A 12534-nucleotide genomic window follows, 5' to 3' on the forward strand; every position below is an offset into this window, starting at 1 on the left:
GAAGCGCGCCTCAAGATGAGACTTCCCGGGGCACAAGCCCCCTAAAGGAACCATCAAGACTAGGTGGTTGATAGGTCAGGTGTGTAAGTGGGGCAACCCATTGAGCTAACTGATACTAATGATCCGTGCGGCTTGACCATATAACCTCAAGTGGCCTTGGACTCGACGATATCGTCAGAGAAAATCCAATGCCCGCTACGTCACAAGACCCTATGAGAGATTGGCGCCTTAATCCGTTCCTTGGATGGCGACGCTCCAACCCTCTCCCTGGTGAAATTAGCGCTGTGGTCCCACCCGTTCCCATCCCGAACACGGAAGTGAAACGCAGCCGCGCCGATGGTAGTGTGGCTTAAGCCATGCAAGAGTAGGTCATCGCCAGGGGCTTTACCCAAACCCCCGTCCACAAGGACGGGGGTTTTTTATTGCCCCGGTTTCGCCAACAATCGTTCTTCATCTCACCTCAGAGGCGCTGCATGAAGCGATCCGGGCTGGTCTGCGCAATTCTTCTCGGCTGTGCTTGTCCTGCCGTTGCGGCTGCAGAGGCCGTTTCGACCGAGGCGCGTCGCGTGCACGACGCAGCCATCGTGCTGGACACCCATCTGGACACGCCCGCCAATCTCGCCCGTCCAGGGTGGGATATCGCGGATGACCACGCGCACGAGGGCGATCTTTCGCAGGTTGATCTGCCACGTATGAAGTCGGGTGGCCTGGATGGTGGTTTCTGGGTGATCTATACCGCGCAAGGCACGCGTGACGACGCCGGCAAACAGGCTGCCCGCAACCATGGTCTTGAGCGGCTGGTGGCGATCCGCGAGATGCTCGCTTCCAATTCCGACTCCATGGAGCTCGCATTGACGCCCGACGACGCGCTGCGCATCGCGACGGCGGGCAAGCGCGTGTCGTTCATCAGCATGGAGAACGCTGCGCCCCTCGCAGCCGATCCCAGCCTGCTCGTCGCGTACCACACGCTGGGTCTGCGCATGTTGGGTATCACCCATGTGTTGAACAACGACTTCGGCGATTCGTCCACCGACGCGAAGGGCGCCGAATGGGGTGGCCTGAGTCCGGCCGGCAAGGCGCTGGTCGCCGAGGCGAACCGGTTGGGCATTGTGCTGGACGCCTCCCACGCGAGCGATGCCGTGTTCGATCAGCTTCTCGCGCTCTCACGCGCGCCGATCGTCCTGTCGCATACGAGCGCCGACGCGGTGTTCGACCATCCGCGCAATATCGACGACGCGCGCATCCGGCGCCTGGCCGAGAAAGGTGGAGTGATCCACGTGAATGCGTTTGGCGGCTACCTCACCGATATACCCAAGCGCCCCGAGCGCGAAGCGGCGTTAAAGGCGCTCTCAGAGAAATTCGGGCCGGAAAGCCGGCTTTCCGTGGACGCCGCGCCCTCCTATCTGCGCGAGAGAAGAGCCATCGAGGCGCGCTATCCCGTAAAGCGAGCAACGTTCGAGGACTATATGGCGCATCTGCTCCACATCATCAAGATCGCGGGCGTGGATCACGTCGGCATCGGGGCGGACTGGGATGGGGGTGGCGGTGTCGTCGGGATGGAAGATGTCAGTGCGCTGCCGCTGATCACCCAGCGCCTGCTCGCTGCGGGTTACAGCGAAGACGACATCCGCAAGATCTGGGGTGGCAACCTGTTGAGAGTGCTGCGTGATGCCCGGGCGGTCGCAGCACCGAGCGCGGCTGACTGACCGCACGTCTGCATCCGCGCGTCGTGCCGACGCCCGGCACCGCGGCTATGTGATCGCGGACGTAAAGAGGTGGTGCCTGTCGTTTGACCGGGAGTTGGACTCATGGACGAATCGATCACGCCCCGTCGCTTCGTAGAGGCGCTGCCAGGTGACATCCCCCAACACTGGTTGCCAGGCAACGAGGTCGTTTCTTCGCTGCTGAATGCGTATACCGTGCTTGTGCCCGCGAACGAGGCTTTCTACATCCGGACGTTGAACGCCTGCCAGTCGCGGATCACGGATCCGGTGCTGCGTGCACGATGCCAGGCCTTCATCCGCCAGGAAGCGCAGCATGGGGTGGCGCACAAGCGTTACTGGGACAACCTTGATGCCCAAGGTTACGCGTACCGTGGCTTCGAGCGTGTCGTCGATCGCGCGATCTTCAGGACGATGGATCGCTGGGGCCCTGTGTGGTTGCGCGCATCGCTCGTCAGCTGCGTCGAACATATCAATGCTTATCTGGGTTACGAATTCCTGTCTCAAGCCATCCTCGCGGATGCCGATCCGCGGGTGCGCGATCTGATGGAGTGGCACTTCGCGGAAGAGATCGAACATCGCGCGGTGGCATTCGATCTGCTGCAGGCGGTCGCCCCGCGCTACGTCGTCCGCTTGGCGGGGGCACTGACGACGACGGTGCTGTTCTACCTGCTGATGACGGGGCTGGCCGTCGCGCTGCTGGCCCAGGATCGACTGCTGTGGCGTCGGGACACCCTCCGTCAGGCGGTCGCGCACTTCGGTGCCGGCCACAGAATGGGGAGTCGCACACTGAAGCATCTTTGGAACTACCTGCGACCCGGCTTCCATCCGGCGCAACTAGACGGCGATGCGCTCGCCGCGGGCGTCCTGGCCCGGCAGGTGGCGGCCCGTCCAGCGGTGATCGTCGCCATGGGTGACAAAGCTGAATGAATGCCCGCTGCCTGCGTGCCTGGTCTGCGGCGCCGCCCCTTGTCTTCGCTAAATAATTGAAACGAAATATAATTTTCTTGGCGTTTTGCTGCCGGATGATTGTTTGCATCAGTGGGACAAAGGGAACTTCCCATGCGGTTAGCAGTCGAACCCCCCGACTGCTAACATCCTTGCCCATGAGCCAGATGACCCCCACTACCGCCCTGGTCCCCAACAACCTCCCGATCCCCAGCGCCCTGGGTTCGCTCGACGCCTACATCAGCGCCGTGCACCAGATTCCCGTGCTGACGGTGGAAGACGAGCGCGAGCTTGCCAACCGTTACCGCGAGAACGAAGACCTCGATGCCGCGCGCGAGCTGGTGCATTCGCACCTGCGCTTCGTCGTGCACGTGGCGCGCGGCTACAACGGGTACGGCCTCCCGCTGGGCGACCTGATCCAGGAAGGCAACATCGGCCTGATGAAGGCGGTGAAGCGCTTCGACCCGGACATGGGCGTGCGCTTGGTGAGCTTCGCCGTGCACTGGATTCGTGCCGAGATGCACGAGTTCATCCTCAAGAACTGGCGCATCGTCAAGGTCGCCACGACCAAGGCGCAACGCAAGTTGTTCTTCAACCTGCGCAAGTCCAAGACCCGCCTGGGCTGGATGAATGCGGAAGAAGTCAGCGCGGTCGCCAAGGACCTCAATGTGTCCGAGCGCGAAGTGCTCGAGATGGAAGCGCGTCTGTCGGGCCGCGATATCGGCTTTGACGCCCCGTCCGACGAGGACGACGACCACGCGCCGCCGTCGCCGGCCAGCTACCTGGTCGCGCACGATGAGGACCCGTCGCAGGCCTACGAGCGCGCGGACAGCGAAGACAACCAACTCGAACTGCTGCGCGAAGGCTTGGCGGGCCTGGACGAGCGTTCGCGCGACATCATCAAGCGTCGCTGGCTGGACAGCGAAAGCAAGGTGACGCTGCAGGAGCTCGCGGACGAATACGGCATTTCCGCCGAGCGCGTGCGCCAGGTGGAAGCCAATGCGCTGAAGAAAATGAAGGCGTTGTTCGCTGCCTGACGCGGGCAGCCCACCATCACGCTGCACCCCGGAGGCCCCGCAAGGGGCCTCTTCCGTTTTCGCGGATGCGTCCGTCGTTGAAAGTGTGATCCACTACGCCGCGGTCCGGACCGGACGACGATACCAACAGGAGTAGGGCATGCGGTGGGGGAGACAGGAGCGTTGGATCGTGGGCATGGCGTGGCTCATCGTCGGCACGCTTACCATGGCGGCAGCACACGCCGCGGCGGGTGGCGCAGACGAGGCGAAGGCATCCGACGCACAGGGGCGCATCACCTTCGGCATCGACCGCGAGGAATACGACGCGCAGGCGCGTGCAGCGATGCAGGTGGACCCGGTCGTGGCCAAGCATCTTGGGGCGATCCGCAGCGTGACGCTGGATGAAGCGGCAAGCATGGACGAACCTGGCCCCGACGTACTGGTGTTCGACGTGGAAGGCAGCCGCGGCAAGGGTCGCGTCACCGCCCGCTTCATCACGGTCAGTCCTACCGAAGAAGTGCTCGGCCCCGGCATGTTGGTGATGGCCGACGGGACCGAGCATGCCATCGAGGGCAATGCCGAGGTCTTGGCCGCGGAAGCCGGCCATGATCATGGCCAAGACGACGAGGCGATGCTTCAGGAAGGCAAGGACATCTTCACCCGTCAGGCGCGCGAGGCCGCGCAGCGGTATCCACTGGTGCAGCAGCACATCGGCCAGATCGAGACCTTCGTGCTGGACGCCGAGGCGACCGGCGCGGCGTTGGGCATGAACACGTTCGTGTTCGACCTTGCGGGCAGCAAGGGGCGCGGAACGCTGGAAGCGGATTTCATCACCGTCAGCGCCGAGACCGAACGCCTGGGCAAGGGCGTGCTGACCCTGCAGGACGGACGCCGCCTGCCGTTCGAGGGTGAGCCGCGCAGCGCGGACGAATCCGATGAGGACACGGAATCTTTGTTCGGCGGCATGCAGGACAACATCTTCACCCGCCAGGCGCGCGTCGCCGCGCAGCGCTATCCGTTGGTGCAGCAGCATATCGGCACGTTGTCGACGTTCGAACTCGACTTGGCCGCAAGCGCTGAAGCCGAAGGGGCGGACGAATTCGTCTTCGCGGTCGCGGGCGACAAGGGCCGCGGTCGCCTGCAGGCGGCATTCATCACCGTCGATGCGGACACCGAGCGAATGGGCAAGGGCGTGCTGACGCTGGACGATGGTCGCGAGCTCCCCTTTGCAGGCGAAGCGCCATTCCCGGGCGAAGGCAATCACGACACCGAAACTGAAACCGCCGACGCGGCCGAGATTCCCGAAACCTTCGCGCGGCAGGACGGCATTTTCGTCCTGCAGGCCAACGCCGCCATGCAGGTGCATCCGGTGGTGAGGCGCTACATCGGCGACATCCGCGAAGCGGCGTTCGATCGCGAGGCGTCATGGGCGGCCGAAGGCGAGCGCTACATTTTCGACCTGAAGGGCAGCAAGGGCGCCGGTCGACTCGAGGCCGAGTTCATCACCGTCGACGCCGATAACGAGCGCATCGGCGACGGTGTGCTGGTCATGGCGGATGGCCAGCGCCATTCGCTGGCCACGGAGTGACGCGCGCAAGATCCGGATAGCGAGCCAGCAGGCACGGCGCGAACATGGCATCACGTCCATTGGAGTGGTGCCATGTCGTTCGTGATCCAGGGTCTATCCCCCGCGCCTTTCCTGCCGCTGTTCGCACTCGACGCCGCCGCGCTGGCGGCACGGAACATCCGTCGCGTCGTCGCCGACGCCGACCGCGGCTTTCCGTGTCGCCTCTCGCTGGAAGACGCCAAGCAGGGCGAGACGCTGCTGCTGCTTCCCTGGGAGCATCACGACGTCGCTGCTCCCTATCGCTCCAGCGGCCCCATCTATGTGCGCGAAGCGGCCGCGCGTCACGCGCCGGCACGCTTCCATGACGCGCTGCCTTTCGCCTTCCTGCACCGGCTGCTGTCGCTGCGTGCATACGACAGCGACGGCATGATGCGCGGCGCCGAAGTCGTCCAGGGCGAGGACGCCAAGCCTGAGCTCAAGCGATTGCTGGCGATGCCCGGCGTGGCCTACCTGCACATCCACAATGCACGCCCGGGTTGCTACGCGGCGCGCGTGGATCCCGACTGAGCGTCGTCGTCGCGGCCCAGGATGATCCGGGCACCGCGTTGATAGCTCCAGTACGCCCAGAACCAGTTCAACAGCACGACGAGCCGGTTGCGGAAGCCGATGAGGAAGAACACGTGCGCGGTGAGCCAGAACCACCACGCGAGCAGGCCGGAGAACTTCAACCGCCCGAAGTCGACCACCGCCGCCATGCGTCCGATCGTGGCCAGGTTGCCGTAGTCGCGGTAGCGGAACGCGGGCGGTGAAGGGCCGCCCGACAGCCGCGCGCGCAGTACCTTCGCCACGTGGTCGCCCATCTGTTTCGCTGCGGGAGCGACCCCCGGTACCGGACGGCTGTCGGTGCTGAGCGAGGCCAGATCGCCGGCCACGAAAATGTCCGGATAGCCGGGCACGCTCAGGTCGGGCTGCACCGGCACGCGTCCGGCGCGGTCCAGCGGCACGCCGAGCGAGCGCGCCAGCGGGGACGCGGCCACGCCGGCCGCCCACACCACTGTTTTGGCCGGCACGAAGTGCTCGCCGAGGCGGTAGCCTTCGCTGTCGATGTGGCTGACGGGGGTGCCGGTCGCCACCTCCACGCCCAGCTTTTCCAACTGCAGGCGTGCTTTTTCCGACAGGGCTTCGGGGAACGACGCCAGCACGCGCGGGCCGGCCTCCACCAGGCGGACGCGCGCCTGCGAGGGATCGATGTGGCGGAACTCGTTCTTCAGCGTGTGCCGCGCGATCTCGGCCAGCGTGCCGGCCAGTTCGACGCCGGTCGGGCCGCCGCCGACGACGGCGAAGCTGAGCCAGGCTGCGCGCTTCGCCGGATCGGTCTCGGCCTCGGCGCGCTCGAACGCGAGCAGCAGGTGGCGGCGCAGACGCAACGCGTCGTCGAGCGTCTTCAATCCCGGCGCATGCTCGGCCCATTCGTCGTGGCCGAAGTACGCATGCGTCGCGCCGGTGGCCAGCAACAGATGGTCGAAAGCGAGCACGCTGCCATCGGCCAGTACCACCTGTTTGTCGTGCGGAGCGATCGAAGCGACGTCGGCCAGCCGGACTTCGACGTTCTTCTGCTTGCGCAGGATGTGCCGCAACGGCGCGGCGATGTCGGGTGCGGAAAGACCGGCGGTCGCCACCTGGTACAGCAGCGGCTGGAAGAGGTGGTGATTGTGGCGATCGATCAGGGTGATCCGGACCGGGGCGCTCGCCAGCGCGCGCGTGGCCCAGAGGCCACCGAAGCCGCCGCCGACGATGACGACGTGGGGAAGTGCTGCCTGCATGCGCGGGTCTCCTGTCACCGCGGGCGATTGTCGCATGCCGTCAGTACGCGTCGCGGTCGATCAGCGAGGTGCGCCGGGTGTCGGGCATCCACAGGTACACCAGCAAGGAACACGCGATGCAGGCGCTGACGTACCAGTAGAATCCGGTCTCGATCCCCGCCTGCTTGAACCACAGCGCCACCATGTCCGCAGTGCCCCCGAAGATGGCGACGGTGAGCGCGTAGGGCAGCCCCACGCCGAGGGCGCGGATCTCGACGGGAAACAGTTCCGCCTTCACCACCGCGTTGATCGCGGTGTAGCCGCTCACGATGACCAGCGCCGCCATCACCAGCCAGAAGGCCTCGGTGGCGCTCCGCACTTCCTGTAGCTGGCTGAGGATCGGCACGGTAAACAGCGTGCCGAGCACGCCGAAGGCGATCAGGATGCGGCGCCGGCCGATGCGGTCGGACAGCGCGCCGACAACGGGCTGCAGCAGCATGTAGACGAACAGCGTGGACGCGTTGATCAGGCTGGCCGTCTCGGCAGCCATGCCGGCGCTGTTGACGAGGAACTTGTGCACATAGGTCGTGTACGTATAGAAGGCCAGCGTGCCGCCCATCGTCAGGCCGACGACGCTGAGCACCGCGCGCGGATGCTGCATCAGCGCGCGCAGCGTGCCCTGTGTCCGCTGCCGGGAGGCACCCGCATCGCGTCCGCTGCGCTCGAAGGAGTCGGTTTCCACCATGTTCCGGCGCAGCCACAAGGCGACGAGCGCAGCCACGGCGCCGATCGCGAACGGAATCCGCCAACCCCATGCGCGTAGCTGTTCGTCGCTGAGGAAGACGCGCTGCAGCGCGATCAGCACGGCAAGCGCAACCAGGTGACCCATCACCAGGGTGACGTACTGGAAGCTGGACCAGAACCCACGATGCGCGCGCGTGGCCATTTCGCTCAGGTAGGTTGCCGATGCGCCATATTCGCCGCCGACGCTCAGGCCCTGCAGCAGACGGGCCAGCACCAGCAGCACCGGTGCCGCGACACCGATGCTGGCGTAGCCCGGCGTGCACGCGATGATCAGGGAGCCCGCGCACATCATCACCACCGACAGCATCAACGCGCGCTTGCGGCCATGGCGGTCGGCATAGCGGCCGAGCAGCCAGCCGCCCAGCGGGCGCATCAGGAAGCCGACCGCGAAGATGGCCGCGGTCTTCAGCAACTGGCTGGTGCGGTCGCCGCCTGGGAAGAACACCTCGGCGAAGTACAGCGAGAAGGCCGCATAGACGTACCAGTCGTACCATTCCACCAGGTTGCCGACCGAGCCGCTGAAGATGCTGCGCAGGCGGCGGGCGGGGGTCATCGCTTCGGGCGGCGTGGGCGTCATCAGTAGAGGTCCACCGGGTCCACGTCGAGCGACCAGCGCGTGCGGCGAGCTTCGGGCAGCGCATAGATCTGCGGGAGGGCGAGGTCGAGCGCGCGATGCAGCGTGCGCCGCTCGGGTGAGGAGAGCAGCAACTGCACACGGTGCAATCCCGCGCGGCGTGGCATCGGCGCGGGCAGCGGGCCATGCAGTTCCAGCGTTGCGTCGTGCACGCGCAGGGCCTGCTTGGCAGCTTGTAGGAACTGGTGCGCGGCGTCGACGTGCTGGGCTTCCGCGCGTAGCAGGGCCAGGTGCGCGAATGGCGGGAAGCCCGCCATGCGTCGCTGTTCCAGTTCGGCGTCGGCGAAGGCGTGGTAGCCGCCGTTGATGAGCGTGTCCAGCAGGGGATGGTCGGGATGGTGCGTCTGCAGCCAGACGTCGCCGCGCTTGCCGGCACGTCCGGCACGGCCGGCGACCTGGATGAGCTGTTGCGCGAGTTTTTCGGTGGCACGGAAATCGGTGGAGAACAGGCCTTCGTCCACCCCCACCACGGCCACGCGGGTGAGGTGCGGCAGGTCGTGGCCCTTGGCGAGGATCTGCGTGCCGACGAGGATGCCCGGAGCCTCGCCCAGCTTCGCCAGCTGCTGCGCCAGGCCGTCGCGTTTCTGCGTGGTGCTGCGGTCAACGCGCAGCACCGGCACGTCCTGGAAGGTTTCGACAAGCAGCTCTTCGAGCCGCTCGGTGCCGATGCCCTGCGGTTGCAGCGCCAGTCCGCCGCAGTCCGGGCAGGCCGGCGGCGACTGCTGGCGTGCCCCGCAGTGGTGGCACTGCAGGCGCTTGCCGCTGGCGTGGACGGTCATCGAGGCATCGCAACGCTTGCAGTGCGCACTCCAGCCGCAGTCATGGCAGAGCAGCACGGGCGCGTAGCCGCGCCGGTTCTTGAACACCAGCGCCTGGCCGCCCGCGTCGACGGCCTGCCGCAACGCATGCAGGGTGTCGGCGAGCAGCCCCGCCTGCTGCGGACGCTTGCGCATGTCCAGCACGCGCACGCTGGGGGGCTGCGCCTCACCGGCGCGCTGCGACAGTCGCAGGTGTGCGTAGCGGGCACTGCGCGCGTTGTGCAGCGTTTCCAGCGACGGGGTGGCGCTGCCAAGCACCACCGGCACGTCCAGCGCCTTGCCGCGCACCAGCGCGAAATCGCGCGCGTGGTAGCGGATGCCGTCCTGCTGCTTGTAGCTGCCGTCGTGCTCCTCATCGACGACGATCAGGCCGGCCTCCGGCAGCGGCGTGAACACCGCCGAACGCGTGCCGACCACCACCCGCGCTTCGCCGCGCAGGCAGGCGGCCCAGGTGCGGGCGCGTTCGCCATCGTTGAGGCCGGAGTGCAGCGCGTGCACCGGTACGCCCAGGCGATCGCGGAAGCGCGACAGCGTCTGCGGGGTCAGGCCGATCTCGGGGACCAGCACCAGCGCCTGCCGCCCACGCGCCAGGCAATCCGCGATGGCCTGCAGGTAGACCTCGGTCTTGCCGCTGCCGGTCACGCCGTCGAGGAGCAGCGCGGCGAAGCCCTGCGACGCGACGATCGCATCGGCGGCCTCGCGCTGCTGCGCGTTGAGGCGCGGGCCTGCGCGCGGGACGGGTACTGGCGTCGTGGCCGGCACGGCGACGCGCTCGGCGAGTCCGCGCTTGGCCAGGGCCCGCGCCGTCGCACGGCCTTCCTCCAGGTGCAGGTCCAGCACGTCCTCGTGCAGGGGCGTCGCTGCCAGCAGGTCGGCCAGGCGACGCGGGCGGCTACCGCTGCGTAGGCGGTCGCGCTGGACCAGCCCGGCGTCGGTCAGCCGCCACCGCCAGGCGTGCGTGTCGGGCAGCGGCTCGCCCTGGCGCAGGGCGGCGGGCAGCGCGGTGGCGAAGACTTCGCCGAGCGGGGCGTGGGTATAGCGGGCCAGCCACTGCAGCGACTCCAGCAGCTCTCCCTGCATCAGGGGGGCGTCGTCCAGCACGGCCAGCGCCTCGCGCAGGTCGGGCAGGTCGTCGGTGGGGGGCTCGGCCGAGGCGACCACGCCCACCAGTTCGCGGTTGCCGAACGGCACCCGCACACGCTTGCCGATGTCTGCTGCCGAGGCGGCGTGGCCGGGCGGCGGCAGGTAGTCGAATGCGCGCGGCAGGGGCACCGGCAGGACGATCCGCAGGACAGGGGAGGAAGGCATCGGACGCAGTTTATCGGGCTGCCCGGGCGAGGTCAGGGGGAGCGTGCAGTTGCACCGTTGTCCTGCCAATTTCTTGACGAAATGCACGCAAGTGCCGATCCGCCAAGGAGAATTGGGTTTATCCACATCAGCTGTGGATAAATCTGTGCATGGCGCTGATGCTTCACGGCGCGACGACGTCCCTGCAAGCCTTACAGTCAGGTTGGCGAAAAAAACGCCATCGCCAATATCTCTTTAAATATCAGATAGTTGTGCGTGAAACCCAGCTGAAACATGGCCACCGGGATGATGCCTGCGGGGTCGCGTGACGGTTAGATGACCGCTGTGCACAACGTTTTTTCGTCGAAACCCTTGTGCCGCCGAAGAGAGCAGGTTCTTGCGCGCTGTCAAGCGTCCATACGGCCGCGCAGGCTGTCTATGATCGATCCGTCAGACCCCGGTTTCTGCATGGCCCCGAATACCCCGTCCAACCCCCCGCCCGCCGCCTTGGCCGCTTTCGTCCGCGGCTGCGAACGACGGGGTGCGGTCTTCGCCGCGCTTCAGTGTGGCGACCCCGAACGGGGCGACGTCGCGCTGGCGGCGGCGCTGCGGGCGTTCCGCGCCCATGCGGCCGAACTGCCCATGGCCGCGTGGCCGGCGCGCTTCTGGAGCCTGCTGGTTGCCACCCCGCCATTGAGATCCGACTCCCCGGCGGCGCAGCGCGCGCCCGCGCTGCAACCGCTCGCCGGCATCGCCCCGTCCGACCGTGCCGCGCTGCTGCTGCGGCTCGCGGGGGGGCTGCAGGAAGATGAGGCAGCCGGCGTGCTGGGCCAGTCCGTCGAGGACTATCGCGCGGCCCTGACCCGTGCCTGTCCGCGCGATGCGGCCGGACGGCCCGATGCCGATGCCTGGCGTCGACTGGCCGAGGCGGTCCAGGCCCAGCTGCGCGACGTGCCGCCCGAACGTCTGGCGCGGCTGGCCCGCCTGCGCGACGAGGCATTGGCGGGCACCAGGCCACCGCCGCCCGCCAGGGTCGCCGCGGCGCCCACCACGACATCGGCCGTCTCCAGGCCAGTCCGTCGGTGGCCCTGGGTGGTTCTGGTCCTAGTGTCGATGGCCGCCGCGCTGGCGGCGACATGGTGGCCCGGTGCGCCGTGGGCGGACTTCCTGCAGCCCGCCGCGCCGGCGCCGGCGGCCGGCGCCGCCACCGCCACCCTGACCGATCCCGAGATCCTCCAGGAAGCCCTGCCGCCGGCCGAGCCGCCCGCGGCGCGTTTCGACGTGGACCAAGCGGCGCGCACGGATCGCGACGCGGCGCTGCGCGCGGATCCCGAAGCGACCACGCTGGTACCGGACGCGGATTTCCTGGCGTGGTACGTCGTGCAGCGCGCCGTCGCCGCCACGGCGGAGGTCGCGCCCGAGTCTTCGTCGCCCACCCAGGGCGATGACAGTGCCGACGCGCCGTCCGCCCCGGTGGCCGCGGCTCCCGAAGCGCCGCAACCGTGGGAAGCGCTCACGCTGGCAGCGCGCGCGCGCCAGCATGCCGACTATGCGGCGTGGTTGTCGCTGGACGAGGTGGACCGTGCGCGCTTGCGAGCGGCGGCGCGCGACTTCGCAGCGCAGCCTGCCGACGCGCAACAGGCATTGCGCGCGCGTTTTGCCGCGCTGGATGACATGGAGCATCGCGGCTGGCGCCTGGGACCTGCGCTAGGCGCGGTGTGGCCGCGCCTGCAGCCGATGTTCGCCTACGTGCCGGAGCGCGAGCGCGAACCGCTGCTGGCGTTGCTGCGCCAGCTCGATGCGGATGCGCTGGACGACCTGGCCGCGCTTACGCAGCGCATTCCGCCGCAGGAACGCGACCGCTTTCGCCATGATTTGGTCAGGGTCCCTGCCGGCGAACGCGCAGCTTGGTTGCACGCGCGTCGCGAGCGCTGAGG

General features: G+C 67.5%; 10 protein-coding genes and 2 rRNA genes (1 of these 12 only partly in view). 9 read left to right on the forward strand and 3 right to left on the reverse strand.

What is annotated here, in order from left to right:
- The 7 genes from AC23D6_RS01700 to AC23D6_RS01730 all read left to right on the forward strand — a co-directional run.
- Positions 1-140: ribosomal RNA gene (locus tag AC23D6_RS01700) — 23S ribosomal RNA — on the forward strand; it begins 2739 nt to the left of the window's first position.
- 126 nt (positions 141-266) lie between these two features.
- Positions 267-381, forward strand: a 5S ribosomal RNA gene (gene rrf / locus AC23D6_RS01705).
- 92 nt (positions 382-473) lie between these two features.
- On the forward strand, positions 474-1706 hold the full coding sequence (locus AC23D6_RS01710; protein WP_487751118.1) for a dipeptidase: 1233 nt from the start codon (positions 474-476) through the stop codon (positions 1704-1706).
- A gap of 102 nt (positions 1707-1808) precedes the next feature.
- Positions 1809-2651 (forward strand): metal-dependent hydrolase, encoded by an 843-nt coding sequence (locus AC23D6_RS01715; RefSeq protein WP_487751119.1) that lies wholly within the window; start codon positions 1809-1811, stop codon positions 2649-2651.
- A gap of 176 nt (positions 2652-2827) precedes the next feature.
- Entirely contained in the window at positions 2828-3706 is an 879-nt protein-coding gene (rpoH, locus tag AC23D6_RS01720) for an RNA polymerase sigma factor RpoH (protein ID WP_487751120.1), read from the forward strand.
- A 175-nt stretch (positions 3707-3881) separates the two neighbouring features.
- The gene (locus tag AC23D6_RS01725) at positions 3882-5273 is read left to right on the forward strand and encodes a hypothetical protein (protein WP_487751121.1); all 1392 of its coding nucleotides are present in this window, start codon (positions 3882-3884) and stop codon (positions 5271-5273) included.
- A gap of 72 nt (positions 5274-5345) precedes the next feature.
- Complete coding sequence (locus AC23D6_RS01730; protein ID WP_487751122.1) at positions 5346-5819, forward strand: DUF1203 domain-containing protein; 474 nt, start codon at positions 5346-5348, stop codon at positions 5817-5819.
- Here the strand turns inward: AC23D6_RS01730 and AC23D6_RS01735 are convergent.
- Genes AC23D6_RS01735 through AC23D6_RS01745 form a run of 3 tightly spaced genes read right to left on the reverse strand, consistent with a single transcriptional unit; the run spans position 5792 to position 10618 of the window.
- Entirely contained in the window at positions 5792-7111 is a 1320-nt protein-coding gene (locus AC23D6_RS01735; protein WP_487751123.1) for an NAD(P)/FAD-dependent oxidoreductase, read from the reverse strand. The genes AC23D6_RS01730 and AC23D6_RS01735 overlap by 28 nt on opposite strands.
- Positions 7112-7115: 4 nt before the next feature.
- The gene (locus AC23D6_RS01740) at positions 7116-8435 is read right to left on the reverse strand and encodes an MFS transporter (protein ID WP_487751124.1); all 1320 of its coding nucleotides are present in this window, start codon (positions 8433-8435) and stop codon (positions 7116-7118) included.
- Entirely contained in the window at positions 8435-10618 is a 2184-nt protein-coding gene (locus tag AC23D6_RS01745) for a primosomal protein N' (protein ID WP_487751125.1), read from the reverse strand. Before AC23D6_RS01745 ends, AC23D6_RS01740 begins: the two co-directional genes overlap by 1 nt.
- 149 nt (positions 10619-10767) lie before the next feature.
- Between AC23D6_RS01745 and AC23D6_RS01750 the strand changes: the two genes are divergently transcribed.
- Positions 10768-10926, forward strand: a complete 159-nt coding sequence (locus AC23D6_RS01750) for a hypothetical protein (protein ID WP_487751126.1) — start codon at positions 10768-10770, stop codon at positions 10924-10926.
- A gap of 139 nt (positions 10927-11065) precedes the next feature.
- Positions 11066-12532: a hypothetical protein gene (locus AC23D6_RS01755; RefSeq protein ID WP_487751127.1), complete on the forward strand. Its 1467-nt coding sequence runs from the start codon at positions 11066-11068 to the stop codon at positions 12530-12532.
- Positions 12533-12534: the final 2 nt, after the last annotated feature.

This window comes from Pseudoxanthomonas sp. G3 (assembly GCF_057654715.1).